At 73.6% G+C, this 18304-nt stretch carries 5 protein-coding genes (1 of these 5 only partly in view); all 5 read left to right on the top strand.

Annotation, left to right across the window (positions count from 1 at the left end; genetic code table 11):
- Positions 1-330: 330 nt before the first annotated feature.
- The gene (locus ACO0M4_RS32295) at positions 331-3228 is read left to right on the top strand and encodes a helix-turn-helix transcriptional regulator (protein ID WP_430374621.1); all 2898 of its coding nucleotides are present in this window, start codon (positions 331-333) and stop codon (positions 3226-3228) included.
- A 25-nt stretch (positions 3229-3253) separates the two neighbouring features.
- Entirely contained in the window at positions 3254-6145 is a 2892-nt protein-coding gene (locus ACO0M4_RS32290) for an AAA family ATPase (RefSeq protein WP_430374620.1), read from the top strand.
- A 3-nt stretch (positions 6146-6148) separates the two neighbouring features.
- Positions 6149-8917 (top strand): ATP-binding protein, encoded by a 2769-nt coding sequence (locus ACO0M4_RS32285; protein ID WP_430374619.1) that lies wholly within the window; start codon positions 6149-6151, stop codon positions 8915-8917.
- 345 nt (positions 8918-9262) lie between these two features.
- Complete coding sequence (locus tag ACO0M4_RS32280; protein ID WP_430375340.1) at positions 9263-9970, top strand: LuxR C-terminal-related transcriptional regulator; 708 nt, start codon at positions 9263-9265, stop codon at positions 9968-9970.
- 352 nt (positions 9971-10322) lie between these two features.
- Positions 10323-18304: the start of a type I polyketide synthase gene (locus ACO0M4_RS32275; protein ID WP_430374618.1), read on the top strand. It continues 20653 nt past the right edge of the window; only the first 7982 of its 28635 coding nucleotides appear in the window; its start codon is at positions 10323-10325; the stop codon falls past the right edge of the window.

The raw sequence follows: 18304 nt of genomic DNA, 5'->3' as shown, positions 1-18304 counted from the left end.
GAGGAGGGGCCAACGCCATGACGACGATCACCGGGTAAGGGTTCCGGACAGGCCCTTGGGTCCGGCGCGGGGCCGCCCGCGCCAGTTCGTCCGCCTTCCGCACCGGGGCGGACGCGTCTTCCCCGGCCATCAGACCCCCGCCGTAGTGACGCTGCTGCGGGAACATCCAGTACCACAAACGGAGTTGGCGCGCCGAGGCGTGTTGCTGGCTGCGTGTTCTGTGGATCATGTACTCTAACGCACACGAGACATCACTCTTTAGGGTGATTTACAGATCGATGTGGTGACGCCCCGTCACATCCGTTGTGTCTCCGAAGTGCGAGGAGTCCCATGGTGCGGAGCCGGAGCTTAGATCCTGATTTAGGCAGCGCCTTGGTGGGCCGGGCCGATGTCGTGAAAGAGCTCAACCGCTTCGCCCACAACGCGTGTTCCGGGCACGCGTGCTCGGTGGTCGTGACCGGCCCGGCCGGAATCGGCAAGTCCGCCCTTCTGCGTGTCTTCCTCAGTGGAGACGCCTGTCGGCCCGCGACGGTTCTGCAGGGCGCCTGCGAGGAGGGCGCGTCGGGCGAACCCTTCAGCGGGTTACGCGCCTTGCTCGGCCCGATCGCACAGGGCGCCCCTCTTGAAGAAGCCACCCGCCACGCCTTACGCGCACTCGCTCCCGGCGCGCTGACCGGTGAGCCGCCGCCCGCTCCCGCCGTCCAGCACGCGTTCCACGACCTGCACTGCCGCACGACACACGCGCTGAGCCGCGGCCCGCTCGTCCTCGCCCTGGACGACGTCCAGCACTGCGACGCACTCTCCCTGCGCTGGTTGGACTTCCTGCTGCGCCGGTCCGACGACCTCCCCCTGCTCGTCGTCCTCACCCAGCAGTCCGAGGCCGCCGCCCTCACCCACCGCGCCCCGGCCCACCATGCCCTGGCGGCCCTGGCCGCCCACTGCCGTACGACGACACTGCGCCTGGGACCGCTGACCGAGACGGATGTCGCCGAGGTCGTGCGGGAGTTCTTCCCGGTACCCGCCGCCCCCGTCTTCGTTGCCCGCGCTCGGGCCGCCACCGGCGGCAACCCCCGACTCCTGGGCCGGCTGCTGCACGAACTGCGGGCCGAGGGCGCCGGTCCGGGGGTGGGCGGCGCCGACCGGATCGCCGAGACCGGCCCTCGCGTCCTGGCGCGCTGGGCACGCGAACTCCTGGACCGTCAGCCGCCGTGGGTCGGCGAGGTCGCGCGAGCCGTGGCAGTCCTCGGTGAGCGGGATGCCGACCACGTCGGCGCCCTGGCCGCCGCCCCCGCCGATGTCGTCGAGGACGCCCTGACGGTGCTGCGCGAGGCCGGGCTGGTGCCCGGCGGCGGGTACCTGGCGGACGACGCGGTGCGAGCGGCGGTGCTGGCGCCCCTGGACGCCCGGGCACTGTCGGGCCTGCGGGCGCGGGCCGCGCTGCTCCTGAGCGACGCGGGCCGGCCCGCCGAAGAGATCGCCGATCACCTCCGGCGGCTGCCCTCGATCTGCGAACCGTGGATGCCCGGCGTCCTGCTGGAAGCCGCGGCCCGCGCCGAGCAGCGCGGTGCCCCGGAGACCGCGGCCCGCTACCTGTACCGGGTACTGGAAGTGGACCCCGACAGCGTGGAGGTCCGCGTCCGATTGGCCAGGGCACTGGTCGAGACCGACCCGCCCGAGGCCGTCGGCCTGCTCCGCGAAGCGCTGGCGCCGAGCGTCGACGTACGCACCCGGGCGCGGATCGCCGCGCAGTTCGGCACGACCGGCCTGGTCGCACGCGAGTGCTCGGTCTCCCTGGACCTCCTCGAAGGCGTCCTGGACGCGCTCGACGCCGAAATCGGCCCCGACCCCGTGCCGGCCGACCGGGAACTGCGCACGCTCGTCGAGTCGGTGTTCTTGATCGTCGGCTCGCACTGCCGCAGCACGATCGCCACGACCCGGAAGCGGGCCGCGACGATGACCCTGCCCGAGGGCGACACCCCCGCCCAGTGCCAGAAGCTGGCGGCCATGGCCGTCCTGACGGCACTCGACGGCCAGCCCCCCGAACCGGCCATCAAGCAGGCCATGCGCGCCACCTCCAGCTCACAACTGCGCCTGAAGAGCTGGACCCTGATCAACTCGGCGTTCGTCCTCGGCCTCGCCGACCGCACCGAGGACGCGCTGCACGTGCTGGACCGCCTCCTGCGCCACGGCCGGGAGAACTCCGCCGTATGGACCTACGCCCTGGCGCTGTCCACCCGCGCCGGGCTCCATCATGGCCTGGGCGCCCTCCCGGACGCGCTCGCGGACGCCAGAACGGCGGTCCAGATCAGCGGCGCCGAACGGTGGGGCGAGACCATGGTCCTGCCGCGCCTGGCCCTGGCGAGCGTACTGGTGGACCGGGGCGAGGCCGCGTCCGCCGAGCGGCTGCTGACCAGCACCGAGCCCGTCTGGCGCGAGCAGTACGTGTGGACCTACCACCGTTACCTGATGGCCCGCGGCCGGGCCCGCCACGCCTTGGGGGACGGGGAGGGCGCACTGGCGCTGTTCCGTGAGTGCGGCAGGTCACTGGAGGAGGCCGAGGTGCGCCACGCGGCATACCTGCCCTGGTGGGTGGAGGCGGCCTGCGTCCTGGCCGAACTGGGCCGCGCGGAGGAGGCCCAGGAGCCCGCCGCACACGGCACGCGGCTCGCACGGGAGTGGGGCACGCCGCGGGTCCTCGGCCTGGCCGCCCTGGCCCGCGGCGTGGCCACCCCCGGCGAGGACGGCGTGGAACTGCTGGGCGAGGCGGTGCGCGGACTCGCCGCCTCACCGGCCCGCGTCGAACAAGCCCGCGCCGAACTCGCCCTGGGCAAGGCCCTGTTGGCGGACGGTAACCGACTCGTCGCCCGCGAGCACCTGCGCGCCGCGGCCAGCCTCGCCCAGCGCTGCGGCGCCCTGGCGCTCGGCCAGGACGCCCGCGGGGCCCTGGTGGCCGCGGGCGGCCGCATGCGGAAGATGACCGCCTCGCCCCTGGACCTGCTCACCAGCATGGAACGCCGGGTCGCCAGTCTTGCCGCCGGCGGCGCCGGCAACCGCTCCATCGCGCAGTCGCTGTACGTCAGCGTCCGCATGGTCGAGATGCATCTGACGAGTGTGTACCGCAAGTTAGGCATCGCCGAGCGTGCCCAGCTCGCCGCGGTCCTCCGCCCTTCGGGCGTCCGCGAAGTGCGGGCGCCACGGTCGGCGCCGCGGCCGGACGGACAGGGCTGAGGGCGAGCGGACCGGGATGGTGTCTGTGTCGGGGCTGAATGGCGAACAGTTATACGCCGGGCTTATATGGGCAGGGCGTCGAGGCACCGACCCGCCCCTGCTCGAACGCGAGTCGGAGCAGGCGCAGTTGAAGCAGGTGCTGGCCGCGCTCGGGGAGGGGCGCCCCGCCGTCGTCTCGGTGACCGGCCGTCCCGGCTTCGGCCACAACGCCCTGCTGCGCTGGACCGCCCGGCTCGCCGAGGAGCGTTCGGTACGCGTCCTGCGCGCTTGTGGCTCCCTGACCGAACGCGACCTGCGACACGGAGCCGTGATCCAACTCCTCACCCAGCTGGGAGAGGCGACCGAACGCCCGCTCCAGGTGCTGCGCGGGCACCACGAGGTGGACGGACTGCCGGGCCTCCCCGAACTCCTGCACACGATCCGCCGCACACCCACACTCGTGACGGTGGAGGACGCGCAGTGGCTGGACCCGGCCTCCCTGCGCTGGTTACAGGCTCTGGCGCGTCGCCTGTCCGCCGGCCTCCCCCTCGCACTGCTCATCGGCCGCACCGGCGTGGACCAACACGGCCCCGACTGGCTGGCCAACACCGCCCCCGCACGGCTGACCCGCCATCTCACCGTCCGCGGACTGAGCCCCCGCGCGGTCGGCACCCTCGCTGAAATGATCTTCGGTATCCCCTGCGACGAGTCCTTCGCCGCCGCGGCCGCCCAGGCTTGCCACGGCAACCCCGCCGTACTGCACGCGGCACTGCACTGCCTCGCCGACGCCGGCCACCGCCCCACCGCTGACCTCGTCCCGCAGCTGCGCACCGTGATCACCGGCATCATCGGCGAGCGCGCCGGGCGCGCCCTGCGGGGCCTGTCCGACGAGTCCACCGCCGTCCTGCGAGCGCTGGCCGTCGGCGGCGACCTGCTGGACTTCACCCTGATCTGCAACCTGGCCGGGCTGCGCACCGAACCCGAATCCCGGCTGCGCTCGGCGCTGGAATCGGCCGGCTTCACCGTCCCCGACGGCCCCTACGAACGCATCCGCCTGCCCGTCGTCAGGGCCCGCATCCTGGAAGACACACCGGCCGCCGAACGCGGCGGCCTGTACGCCCGCGCCGCCGACCTCGCCTACCGGTCCGGCGCCGGCGACGAGGACATCGCCCGCCTCCTCCTCCACGCGCCCCCCATCGGCGAGCCCTGGGCGGTCCACGCGCTGTACGGCAGCTTCGGCGCCGCCGCGCGCCGCAGCGAGGACATCGCCCGCACCCTCCTCCACGCGCCCCCCATCGGCGAGCCTCGGGAGGCGCCCGCGCCGCGCGGGGGCTTCGGCGCCGACGTGTACCGCAGCGAGTTCGCCCGTGCCGCCGCCTACCTGAACCGCGCTCTCGACGAGCCCCAACACCCCGTTCAACGCGCGCAGATTAGTCTCGACCTGGCCAGCGCCGAGGCCGTGGCCGCCCCCGTGGCGAGCGACCGCAGGCTCGCCGCCGTCGTCAACAGTCCGGGCGAGGGCGAACTCTGGTCCCAACTGCGCGTACGGGCCCTGGACATGGGCCTGGCCCGCGGCGACGACTCCTGGGGCCGTTGCGTCGCCCCCCAGGCCCTGGCCACCGCCCACGGCACCGAGCGCGACGACCTGATCGCGCTGTACTGGTACGCCGTCCAGACCCGTCCCGAGGTCACCGACGTCCCCGCCCCCGGCGTCCCGGCCCTGCCCGAACACCCCCTCGCCCCCGCCCAGGCCGGCCTCCGCGCCGGGCAGATGGTCGTACGCGGCCAAGACCGGGCACGGGCCGCGGAGCTGGCCCGCCGTGCCCTGGCAGCAGGCCACACCGCACCCGTCATGCCCCGCCTGGTCGCCGTCAGAGCCCTGTGGCTCACCGACGCCGCCACCGAAGCCGAGGACCACCTCGCCGCCATCGTCGACGAACTGCGCCGCCGCCACTGCCGCCCCACACTCGCCCGCGCCCTGGTCCTGACCGCCGAACTCCACCTGCGCGGTGGCCGCCTGGCCGCCGCCGAACGCGCCGTGGACGTCGCAGAACAGGCACTGCCCGCCACCGCCTGGCACCCCTTTGCCGTCACCCACCTCGTGGCCGTACGCAGCGTCATCGCCGTCGAGACCCGCCAACGCGACGTGGCCCGGGCCCTGACCGGCGCCCCCACCCCGCCCGGTTCCGAATCCAGCGTCCACTGGCCGCTACTCCTGTTCGCCCGGGCCCGGGTGGCTGCCGACGAGGGACGCTGGGCCGAGGCCGCCGAACTCTTCAAGGAGAGCGGGCGCTGGCTGTTGCGCAGACACTGGGTCAACCCCGTCATACTGCCGTGGCGTTCGCTGGCCGCCAGAGCCTGTCTCACCCTCGGCGACCGGGAACAGGCCCGGCGCCTGATCGACGAGGAACTCACCCTCGCCCGCCAATGGGGCGCCCCCAGCGCACTGGGCCTGGCCCAACTCTGCGCCGGAACCCTCGACCAGCTGGGGCCGGCGGACGCTGCCGGCGAGCTCACCGACATCCCGCGCGGGCCCAACCAACTCGCCTACGCCTGGGGCCTGGCCGATCTCGTCACCGAAGAAGCCACCAAGGGCGACCGCACCACCGCGGCCCGTCTGCTGACCGAACTGTCCGGCCACTGCGTCACCCGCACCTCCAGCCGCCTGGCCGAACGCGTACGGTGGCTGGCCGCCCGGCTGGAACAGACCGCCACCCTCGACGAGTCCATCCCCGCCAAGGAGTGGGCCGCCCTGTCACCCGCCGAGCGGCAGACCGCCGAACTGGCCCGCCGCGGCCTGGGCAACCGCGAGATCGCCGAACAGCTCTCGGTGAGCCGGCGCACCGTCGAGCTACGGCTGAGCAGTACGTACAAGAAACTCCGGATCACCTCACGCGAGGAACTTCGTGCACGGAGCCGGCCGACGGAAGGGACATAACCGATGCTGTACGAGCGGAAATCCGAACTGGCCCGTATCGACACCGCAGTACGTCAGGCACAGGAGGGCCGCTCCTCCCTACTCCTCCTGACCGGACCCCTGGGCATCGGCCGGTCCACGCTCCTCCAGGAGGCCGGCAGCTCACCGCCGGGCAACTTAAGGGTGTTACGAGCCAACGCCGCCCCCATGGAGCAGGACTTCGCCTTCGGCATCGTCCACCAGCTCCTCGGCCCCCTCGTGGCCGATGACCTCCCCGCCCCCGGCGACCGCGACGCGGGCAGCGCCGCCCGCCCGTTCCCGGCCGGCAGTCTCCCCACCCCCGGCGACCACGACGTCCCCGCCTCCGAAGCCGTGCTGCACGACCTGCGGTCACTACTGGCCGACGTCTGCGCAACCACCCCCGTCCTCATCCTCGTCGACGACCTGCAGTGGGTCGACCTCCCCTCCCTGCGCTGGCTCACCTACCTGGCCCGGCGCGCCCACGGGATGCGCGTCGCCCTCGTGTGCACCCTGCGGGACGGCGACCCCCGAGCCCGGCACCCGCTCGTCGGCGACCTCGCGGCCGCCGCCGACATCCTGCGCCCCGCCCCGCTCTCGCTCGACGGCACCCGGGCCCTGATCCACCACCACCTGGGCGAACCCGCCGACGACGGCTACGCCCGCGCCTGCCACGACACCTGCGCCGGCAACCCCCTCTTCCTCCAGTCCGTCCTGCGCGAGCAGGCCCTCAACGGCCACCGCCCCACCGCCGACCAAGCCGACCAGGTCCGCGCCTCGCGCCCCACACAGCTCCGCGATCGGTTGGCCGGCTGCCTCCACGACCAGCCCGGCCCCGTACGCGACGTGGCCGTGGCCATCGCCGCCTTCGGCGATCACGGCGAACCCGACCTCATCCAACGCCACGCGCGACTGGACACCATCAGCTATCAGCGGGCCCTGCGCGCCCTGCGCCACCTCGGCCTGCTCGCCGCCCACGACACCCCGCGCTTCCTCCACCGGGTCGCCCGGGACGCCGTCGAATCCGCCCTCACCATCGCCGAACGGGAACGCTCCCGGGACGCCGCGGCCGAAATCCTCCACCAGGCCGGCCGCCCCGCCGAACATGTCGCAGAACTGCTGATGGCCGTCACCGCCACCCACCGCCCATGGGCCATCGGGGTACTACGGACGGCCGCGGAAGTCGCGCTGCGCCGCGGCGAGCCGGACGCCGCCGCCCGCCACCTGCGGCGCGCACTGCTGGAGTGCACCGCGGGCGACGGCGAACGCGCCCGCCTACTGATCGACCTGGCCAAAGCCGAACGCGGCATCGACCCCGCCGCCTGCGAACGCCACATCAGCCAGGCCGTCCGCCTCCTGTCGTCGGCCACCGACCGGGCCGCCGCCACCCTGCTCATCCCGCCCAGTTACCTCGGCGAGGCCACCCCCTCGGTGGTGGACCTGCTGCGCAACGTCTCCGAAGACTTCGAGCCCGCGGGGCCGCAGCAAGGGTGTCCCGGCGAGATCGCCCTGCGCCTGGAGGCGCGTCTGTGGCACGCGGGGCACGAGAACCCGGCGGAGCTGACCGGTGCGGTGAAACGCCTGCGCTCGTTGGGCAGTTCGCTCCCCTTGGAGACCGGTGGCGCCCGTGAACTGGCGGCCGTCCTGATCAACGCGGGGGTCCTCTCGACGGCCCTGCCGGCACCCGACATCGCAGCCCTGGCCGGACAGGTCCTGGAACGCGAGCCGGTGACCTCCGCAGGTGCCCGCACCGCACTACCGCTGGTCGCGTTGGCCCTGTACGCCGCCGACGCGGTGGAAGCCATCAACACCCACCTGTTCTGCGAGCAGCACACCGACCGCCCGCACGCGGGCGTGTACGCCGAGAACGCCCTGATCCAGCTCGCCCGCGGGCGCCTGACCGAGGCCCGCGAACACGCCGACCGGGCCGCCGAACTGGCCGACGCGGACTGGCGCGAGCCGACCGCGGTCGTCCGGGCCGCGGTGGCCATGGAATCCGGTGACATCCCGCTGATCGAGCGCCTCCTCAAGGACTCGGGGAAGCGCTGGCCGGCCAACCTCGCCACGACGGCCATGTGGCAACTCCTCGGGGCCTCGCTCGACACCCGCCGCGGCCGCGACGCCGACGCCCTGAAATCCCTCTTGGCCTGCGGCCGCCAACTGGAAGCGGCCAGCTGGCGCAACTCCACCCTCTTCCCCTGGCGGCCCCGCGCCATCGTCCTCCACCACCGTCTGGGCGAGGCCCGGCCGGCCCTGGCACTGGCGGAAGAGGAACTGGCCCGGGCGAGACAGTGGGCGGCCCCCGCCGCCCTCGGCCGCGCCCTGCGCCTGCACGCCCTCCTGCCCGGCGGAGGGGGCGTCCCCGCCCTGCGCGAGTCCGCCGAGATCCTCCGCACGTCCGCCAACACCCTCGAACTGTCCCGTACGTTGCTCCAGTTGGGCCGGGCCCTGGAAGGCGGCAAGGAAGCGGAGGCGGTACTGCGCGAGGCCGTTGACCTCACCACCGCCTGCGGCGCCCCCTGGCTGACCGAACGCGCCCACGCGGCCATGGGGACCGCCGCCCCCAGCCAGGAAGCACCGCTCACCCACGGCGAGCGCAAGGTCGTCTCGTTGGTGGGCCGGGGACTGACCAATCAGGAAATCGCCGACGAACTGGGCGTGACCACCCGTGCGGTGGAGAAGCGTCTGACGTCCTGCTACCGCAAGTTGGGCGTCGCGGGGCGACGTGAGCTGTTGGGCGGTCGGAGTGCGCGCGGGGCGTTCGTGTCGCGCTGAGTGCGCCGGTGCGAACGCCGCGCAACGTACGGGGATACCGGCGGTAAGTGGTTCGGAGTGTTCGGGGGGCCGAAAGATCGCGGCCGGACCGTACCGTGCACAGTGTTCGACCGCAGGATTAGGGATGGGGGCCGGGTCAGCGTTGACGCTTGTCCGGATCGTTCCTTAGTGTCGTTTGTGCAGGGGAGTTCAGAATTCCTTCCCGGTAGATCTCGGGCCCTTGAACCCCCTCGTTCGCTTCATTCTCTGGATTTCTCCATCTCGCTCGATCTTCTTGATTCTGGTTTGTAGGCGGGGGTTGGAAAGGATGTCGGTCCCTTGAGGATTTCTGCTCTGGTGGACTCTCTGCAGTTATCAACAGGCCACAGTACGGTCGGCGTGGCCGGTAAGCCGGTTCGGGGGGAGGAGCGGCCGAGCGTCTGTATATCCGTACTGGACCCAACGCTGACGATCCGTCAGGCCAATCAGGACTTCTTCCGTGCTTTCGCGACGCCCGCCGAGGGTTCCGCCGACGTACTCGCCCCGCTCCCCTCCGATTCCTCGACGGCGGCCCCCGACGTCTTCGGGCGCAATTTCCGTGATCTGGTGCACCCCAGCGTGCGGCAGCCGCTCATGCGGCAGTTCGAGCGGCTGCTGGAGGGCCGCCGGGACCGGTTCGCCACGCAGGTCGTGGCGCTGCGGCCGACCGGCGACGTGTTCAACGGCAGCCTCACGGCCGCCGCCGTGCGCGGCTACGGACCCGGCCCGGCCGCCGTTCTCGTCGTGATGCGGTCGGGCGGAGGCTCGGAGGACGATGCGGTCGTGGCGCCGCGAAGGAAACTCCTCAGCGAAATCGACGCGCGAATTCTGGAGGGAATCGCAGCGGGCCTGTCCACGATTCCGCTGGCGTCAAGGTTGTATCTCAGCCAGCACGGAGTGGAGTATCACGTCACCGGACTGCTGCGGAAACTGAAGGCCCCCAACCGCGCGGCACTGGTCTCCCGCGCATACGCAATGGGCGTGCTGACGGTGGGTACCTGGCCGCCCCGCGTCGTGGACGACTTCATCAAGTAGCACCCCCTCCGCATTCTGGTGGTTCGCCGTGCGGGATCGGGCCGAGGTCTGCCTTTGAGACCCGGACCGTTCGGAAGGCGAACCGAGAAGGTACAAGGCGCCGGGAGTGCCGCCGAGCATCCCCGGCGCCCCGGCGCGTCCGTGCGCGGCAGGCCCAGGGCCCTGCCAACTCTACGGAATTCCATGGCCACCCCCATAGAGACTGGGCTGGTGGCGTGCGGGAAGTCGAGCTGCCTCGTGCAGGGCACGCAGATAACTCAGTCGCTGTGGAACAGCCGTCCCCAGTGCCGGCTGCCCACATCGAAATCCTCTGCTGTCCGACGGTCTTGAGATGGGTTGGAACGTGGCGAACATGGATCAGGAACAGAAACTCCGCGACTACCTGAAGCGGGCCAGCGCCGATCTGCGGCGCTCCCGGCAGCGGGTGGGCGAGCTGGAGGCGGCGAACCGCGAGCCGATCGCGATCGTGGGCATGAGCTGCCGCTTCCCGGGGGGCGTCAGCAGCCCCGAAGAGCTCTGGTCCCTGCTCGCCGATGACGGGGACGGCATCACGGCTGCCCCCGATGACCGCGGCTGGGAGCTGCTGACCGAGGACCCGGGGAAGTTCTCCGGCGGATTCCTCCACGACGCGGCCGAGTTCGACGCCTCCTTCTTCGGGATCTCCCCTCGCGAGGCACTCGCCATGGACCCGCAGCAGCGACTGCTGCTGGAGTCCTCCTGGGAAGCCTTCGAACGGGCCGGCATCGACCCGGCGGCGATCCGGGGCGGCAGGACGGGCATGTTCGTCGGGGCGATGCCCCAGGAGTACCGGGTGGGTCCGGACGACGATGTCCAGGGCTTCGCCCTGACGGGCACGACCACCAGCGTCATCTCGGGCCGGCTCGCGTACTTCTTCGGCACCGTGGGCCCGGCAGTCACCATCGACACCGCCTGCTCGTCCTCCCTCGTGGCCCTGCACCTGGCCGCCCACTCCCTGCGCCAGGGCGAATGCTCCCTGGCACTGGCCGCGGGCGTCACCGTGATGTCCAGCCCCACCACCTTCGTGGAGTTCAGCCGCCAGGGCGGGCTCGCCGCCGACGGGCGCTGCCGCTCCTTCGCCGACTCCGCCGGCGGCACCGGCTGGGGCGAGGGCGTGGGCGTCCTGGTCCTGGAGCGCCTCTCGGCGGCCCGCCGCAACGGGCACGAGGTCCTGGCCGTCATCCGGGGATCCGCCATCAACCAGGACGGCGCCTCCAACGGCCTGACCGCGCCCAACGGCCCCTCGCAGCAACGCGTCATCGAGCAGGCACTGGTCAGCGCGCGCCTCTCGGCCAACGAGATCGACGTCGTCGAGGCGCACGGCACCGGCACCGCACTCGGCGACCCGGTCGAGGCCCAAGCGCTGCTGGCGACCTACGGCCAGGGCCGGGACGCCGAACACCCCCTGCTGCTGGGCTCCGTCAAGTCGAACCTCGGCCACACCCAGGCGGCGGCCGGCATGGCCGGCGTCATCAAGATGGTGCTGGCCCTGCGGCACGGCCTGCTCCCGCGCACCCTCCACGTGGACGCGCCGTCCTCGCACGTCGACTGGACACAGGGGGCCGTGCGCCTGCTCACCGAGCCGGTCACCTGGCCGCAGGGCGAACAGCCGCGCCGCGCCGGCATCTCCTCGTTCGGACTCAGCGGCACCAACGCACACACGATCCTGGAGGAGGCCCCGGCCACCCCGTCCCCCGAGGCCGGCCAGGAGGACAAGGAGCTCCCGGCCGCTGCCGCACCCGTGACGCCGGGCGCCGTCCCGTGGCTCGTTTCCGGCCGCACCCGTGAGGCACTGCGCGCCCAGGCGACGCGGCTGCTCGAACACCTCACGTCCCGCCCCGATCTCGCGCCGGTGGACGTGGCCTACTCCCTGGCCACGGCCCGCTCCGGCCTTGAGCACCGTGCCGCGTTCACCGCAGCCGACCTGGACCGGGCCCGCGCCGCCCTGACCGCGCTGGCCGACGGCATGCCGGCCCCCGGCCTGGTGCAGGACACCGCCCGGACCCGGTCCAAGCTCGCCTTCCTCTTCGCGGGCCAAGGCTCCCAGCGGCCGGGCATGGGTCGTGAACTGGCCGCCCGTTTCCCCGCCTTCGCCACCGCCCTCGACGAGGTCGTCAGCCACCTCGACCAGGGGCTCGAACGGCCCCTGAAGGACGTGCTGTTCGCCGCCGAGGGCACGCCCGAGGCCGCCCTGCTCGACCAGACCGGCTACGCCCAGCCCGCGCTCTTCGCGATCGAGGTGGCGCTGTACCGGCTCGCCGAGTCCTTCGGCATCAAGCCGGACTTCCTCGCCGGGCACTCCATCGGAGAGATCGCCGCGGCGCACGTGGCCGGGGTCTTCACGGTGGCCGACGCCGCGGCCCTGGTGCTGGCCCGCGGCCGCCTCATGCAGGCGCTGCCCGAAGGCGGGGCCATGCTCTCCCTCGAAGCCACCGAGGAGGAGGTCCTGCCCCTGCTGGCGGACCGGTCGGACCGCGTCTCGATCGCCGCGGTCAACGGGCCCGCCGCGGTCGTCGTCGCCGGCCGGGCCGACGACGTCAGCGCCGTCGCCGAGCACTTCGGCGCGCTGGGCCGCAAGACCAAGCGGCTGCGCGTCTCGCACGCGTTCCACTCGCCGCTCATGGAGCCCATGCTGGAGGACTTCCGCACCGTCGTCTCCCGGCTCACCCCCCAGGCACCCGTCGTCCCGGTCGTCTCCGGCCTGACCGGGACCCTCGCCACGGTGGAGCAGCTGACCTCCGCCGAGTACTGGGTGAACCACGCCCGGCACGCCGTACGGTTCGCCGACGCCGTCGACTGGCTCCACGGCCACGGCGCCGCCACCTACCTGGAACTGGGGCCGGACGGCGTCCTGTCCGCCATGGCCCAGACATGCCTGGCCGCGACCGGCACCACCGACGGTGCCCCCGCCTCCGCCGCCTCCGCCGACCCCGCCGCCTCCGCCGACCCCGCCGCCTCCGCCGACCCCGCCGCCTCCGCCGACCCCGCCGCCTCCGCCGACCCCGCCGCCTCCGCCGACCCCGCCGCCTCCGCCGACCCCGCCGCCTCCGCCGACGCGGCCGCCGCCGCTGACGGCGTCCCCGCCACGCTCGCCGTGCTGCGGCCGGGCCGCCCCGAGGCCGAGACCCTCACCGCCGCGCTGGCGGGCCTGCACACCCGCGGCGCGGCCGTCCAATGGGAGCCCTACTTCCAGGGCACCGACGCCCAGCGCACCGCCCTGCCCACCTACGCCTTCCAGCGCCGTCGCTACTGGCCCAAGAGCCTGCCCGCGACGGGCGGTGACGTGCGCGCCGCCGGCCTGGGCGCGGCGCACCACCCGCTGCTGACGGCGGCCGTGTCGGTCGCCAACTCCGACGGCCTGCTGCTGACCGGTCGCCTGTCGCGGCGCACCCACCCCTGGCTCGCCGACCACGCCGTACGCGGCACGGTGCTGCTGCCGGGCACCGCCTTCCTGGAGCTGGCCGTGCGCGCCGGGGACGAGGCCGGCTGCGGTCGCGTGGAGGAACTCACCCTGGCCGCCCCGCTGCTGCTGCCCGAGGAGGGCGGCGTCCAGGTGCAGGTCTGGGTGGGCAGCCCCGACGAGTCGGGTCGCCGCGCCGTCAGCGTCCACTCCCGCCCCGACGGGCCGGAGGAACTCCCCTGGACCCAGCACGCCTCGGGCACTCTCGTCGCCGGCGAGCACCACGCCGACTTCGACGCCACCGCCTGGCCGCCCGCCGACGCCCAGCCGCTGGACCTCGACGGCTTCTACGACCGGATGGCCGACACCGGCTTCGGATACGGCCCGCTGTTCCAGGGCCTGCACGCCGCCTGGCGCAGCGGCGACGACGTCTACGCCGAGGTGACGCTGCCCGACACGAACGGCTCCGACGCCGACTCCGTGGCGTCGTTCGGGATCCACCCGGCCCTGCTGGACGCCGCCCTGCACGCCGCGGCCTTCGCCGACCTGGGCGAGCACGCCCGCGGTGGCCTGCCCTTCTCGTGGCAGGACGTGACGTTGCACGCGAGCGGGGCGACGACGGTCCGGGTGAAACTGACCCCGGCCGGCGACGACGCCGTGGCGATCGCCGTCGCCGACACCACCGGCGCCGCCGTCGCCTCCATCGGCTCGCTCGTCCTGCGCCCGGTGCCCGACGAGCGGTTCGGCGCCGCAGACTCCCTCGTCCGTGAGGCCCTGTTCGCACTGAGCTGGACCGCGCCGCAGCAGTCCCCGCAGGCGGCGCCCGCCTCGGTCGGCGTCCTCGGCCCGGACCTCTTCGGCCTGGAGCGGGCGCTCTCGTCGTCGGACCTCACGGTCACGGCGCTGCCCGGCGCGGACGGCACCCAAGCACCGGACGTGGTACTCGCCCCCCTCGCGGGTGCGGACGCCGACACCGGTGACGACGTCGTCACCTCCGTGCACGCCCGCACCGCCCACGCCCTGGCATGCCTGCGGAGCTGGCTGGACAGCGAGCAGTACGCCGGGTCCCGGCTGGTCTTCGTCACGCGTGGCGCCGTCGCCACCGACGCCCGACAGGCGCCGGACCCGGTGGCCGCCGCCGTCTGGGGCCTGGTGCGCGTCGCGCAGAGCGAACACCCCGGCCGCTTCGGCCTGTTGGACCTCGACCCCGCCCTCGACGAGCCCACCGCGCAGCCGCTGCTGCGGGCCCTGGCCCTGGACGAGCCGCAGACCGCCGTCCGCGGCACCGCCGTGCTCACCGCGCGGCTCGCCCGCGCCCAGGCATCGCAGACCACTGCGGAATGGGCCCCCGAGGGCACCGTGATCCTCACCGGGGCCACCGGCGGCCTGGGCCACATACTGGCCCGGCACCTGGTCACCGAGCGCGGCGTACGGCACCTGCTGCTCGTCAGCCGCCGCGGCGCCGACGCCGAGGGCGCCCGGGAACTCGTGGCCGAACTCACCGCACACGGCGCCCAGGTGGCCATCGCGGCCTGCGACCTGGCCGACCGCGCCGCCGTGGACCGGCTGCTGGCCGGTGTGCCCGCCGAGCACCCCGTCACCGCCGTCGTGCACAGCGCCGGCACCCTCGACGACGGCGTGATCGAGTCACTCACCCCCGAGCAGATCAGCACGGTCCTGCGGCCCAAGGCCGACGCCGTCTGGCACCTCCACGAGGCCACCCGGGACCTGGACCTGGCCGCCTTCGTCGTCTTCTCCTCCCTCTCCGGCACCGTGGGCACGGCGGGCCAGGGCAACTACGCCGCCGCGAACGCCTTCCTCGACGCGCTCGCCCAACTGCGCCGCGCCCAGGGCCTGCCGGGGCTCTCCCTGGCCTGGGGCCCGTGGGAGCCCACCGCCGGAATGACCGGCGGTCTGACGGACGAGGACCTCGCGCGGCTGGCCCGTATGGGCACTCCCGCGCTCACCGTGGAACAGGGCACCGCCCTCTTCGACGCCGCCACCGCCATGGACGCCGCCGTCCTGCTGCCGACCCGGCTCGACCTGTCCGTCCTGCGCCTCCAGGGCGAGGTACCGCCGCTGTGGCGCGGCCTGATCCGTACCCCGGCCCGCCGCTCGGTCGTCTCGGCCTCGGAGACCGCCGTCACCCTCGTACAGAAGCTGTCCCGGCTGGCGGAGGCCGACCGCCGGGAGGTCGTGCTCGACCTCGTGGCCGGTCAGGTGGCCGCCGTACTCGGCCACTCCAGCACCGCCGACATCGACGTCCGCCGCCCGCTGCGGGAGCTGGGCTTCGACTCGTTGACCGCCGTCGAACTGCGCAACCGGCTCAGCGCGGCCACCGGCCTGCGCACCGCCGCGACGGTCATCTTCGACTACCCGACCGTCGACGCCCTCGCCACGCACGTCCTCGCCGAGCTCATGGGCTCCGAAGCCGCCACCGCGACCAGCGCGCCCCGTGCCGCCGGCACCGCCACCAACGACGACCCCATCGTCATCGTCGGCATGAGCTGCCGCTACCCGGGCGGCGTCGCCTCGCCCGAGGACCTGTGGCAGCTGGTCAGCGAGGGCACCGACGCCATCTCGGGCCTGCCCACGGACCGGGGCTGGGATCTGGACACGCTCTACGACCCGGACCCGGACCGCATCGGCACCTCCTACTCCCGCTTCGGCGGATTCCTGCACACCGCCGCCGACTTCGACCCCGCCTTCTTCGGCATGAGCCCCCGCGAGGCCCTGGCCACCGACTCCCAGCAGCGGCTGCTGCTCGAAGCGTCCTGGGAGGCCATCGAGCGCACCGGCATCGACCCGGCGTCCCTGCGCGGCAGCCGGACCGGCGTGTTCGCGGGCGTGATGTACAACGACTACGCCACGGTCCTCTCCGGCGGGCAGTTCGAAGGCCACCAGGGCAGCGGCACCGCCCCGAGCGTCGCCTCCGGACGCATCTCCTACACGCTCGGGCTGGAAGGCCCAGCCGTCACCGTCGACACCGCCTGCTCGTCGTCGCTGGTCGCCATGCACTGGGCGATGCAGGCACTGCGCGCGGGGGAGTGCTCGCTCGCACTGGCCGGCGGCGTCACGGTCATGTCGACGCCGGGCGCCCTCATCGAGTTCTCCCGGCAGCGCGGCCTGTCCCCGGACGGCCGCTGCAAGGCGTTCTCCGACGGCGCCGACGGCGTCGGCTGGTCCGAAGGCGTCGGCGTCCTCGTCCTGGAACGCCTCTCCGACGCCCGCCGCAACGGGCACCAGGTCCTGGCGGTGGTCCGCGGCTCCGCCGTCAACCAGGACGGCGCCTCCAACGGCCTGACCGCCCCCAACGGTCCGGCCCAACAGCGGGTGATCCGGCAGGCGCTGTCCGCCGCCGGCCTGTCCGTCACGGACATCGACACGGTCGAGGGCCACGGCACCGGCACCACCCTCGGCGACCCCATCGAGGCGCAGGCCCTGCTCGCCACCTACGGCCAGGACCGCGACCCGCAGAACCCGCTGCTCCTGGGCTCCGTGAAGTCCAACATCGGCCACACCCAGGCCGCGGCCGGCGTCGCCGGCGTCATCAAGATGGTCATGGCCATGCGCCACGGCGTACTGCCCCGCACCCTGCACGCCGACGAACCGTCCTCGCACGTGGAGTGGGGCTCCGGAGCGGTGCGCCTGCTCACCGAGGAGACGCCCTGGCCGCAGGCCGGCCGGCCGCGCCGCGCCGCCATCTCCTCCTTCGGTTTCAGCGGTACCAACGCCCACCTCATCGTCGAGGAGCCGTCGGCCGCCCCCGACCAGCGCGACCAGCCGGAGCTCACCCCGGCCGTCGTGCCCTGGACGCTGTCCGGCAAGAGCCGCGCGGCACTCCGGGACCAGGCGGCCCGCCTGCGGTCCTTCCTCGACGAGCGCCCCGCTCTCGACCCGGTCGACGTCGCGCTCTCCCTCGCCACCACCCGCACGGCCTTCGACCAGCGCGCCGTCGTCACCGGCGACCGCGACGAACTGCTGCGTGCACTCGCCGACCTGGCCGCCGACCGGCCCGGCTCCGCGCTCACCGAGGGCGAGATCGGCGGCGCGGGCAAGCTGGCCATGGTCTTCTCCGGGCAGGGCAGCCAGCGCCCCGGCGCGGGCCGTGAACTCGCCGCCCGCTTCCCCGCGTTCGCCCAGGCCCTCGACGAGGTGACCGCCGCCCTCGACCCGCACCTGGAGCGTCCCCTCAAGGACGTCCTGTTCGCCCCGGAGGGCAGCCCCGAGGCCGCGCTGCTGAACCACACCGAGTGGACCCAGCCCGCGCTGTTCGCCGTCGGGGTCGCGCTCCACCGGCTGCTGGGCACCTGGGGCATCCGCCCCGACGTGCTGCTGGGCCACTCCATCGGCGAGATCACCGCCGCGCATGTCGCGGGCGTCCTCTCGCTGTCCGACGCGGCCCGCCTGGTGACCGCCCGGGGACGGCTGATGCAGGCGCTGCCCGCCGGCGGCGCGATGATCTCCCTCCAGGCCACCGAGGACGAGACCGCGCCGCTGCTCGCCGGACGCGAGCACGAGGTCTCCCTCGCCGCCATCAACGGCCCGCACAGCGTCGTGGTCGCCGGAGATCTGGCCGCCGCCGAGGAGATCGCCGCCCACTTCGCCGCCCAGGGCCGCAAGACCAAGCGCCTGACGGTCAGCCACGCCTTCCACTCGCCGCTCATGGAGCCCGCGCTCGACGGGCTGCGCGAGGCCGCGGCCGAGCTCACCTACCACGCGCCGGACGTGACCGTCATCTCCGGCCTGACCGGACGGCCCGCCACCGACGACGAACTGCGCTCCGCCGACTACTGGGTCGCGCACGCCCGCGGCGCCGTCCGCTTCGCCGACACCCTGCGCGCCGCGCACGACCGCGGCGCCGGCACCTTCCTCGAACTCGGCCCCGACAGCGTGCTGTCGGCCGCCGCCCAGGA

Source organism: Streptomyces sp. RGM 3693 (genome assembly GCF_050471125.1).
Lineage (GTDB): Bacteria > Actinomycetota > Actinomycetes > Streptomycetales > Streptomycetaceae > Streptomyces.
Note: the sequence above shows the minus strand (reverse complement) of the source record. Positions and strands in the feature narration are given on the sequence as shown.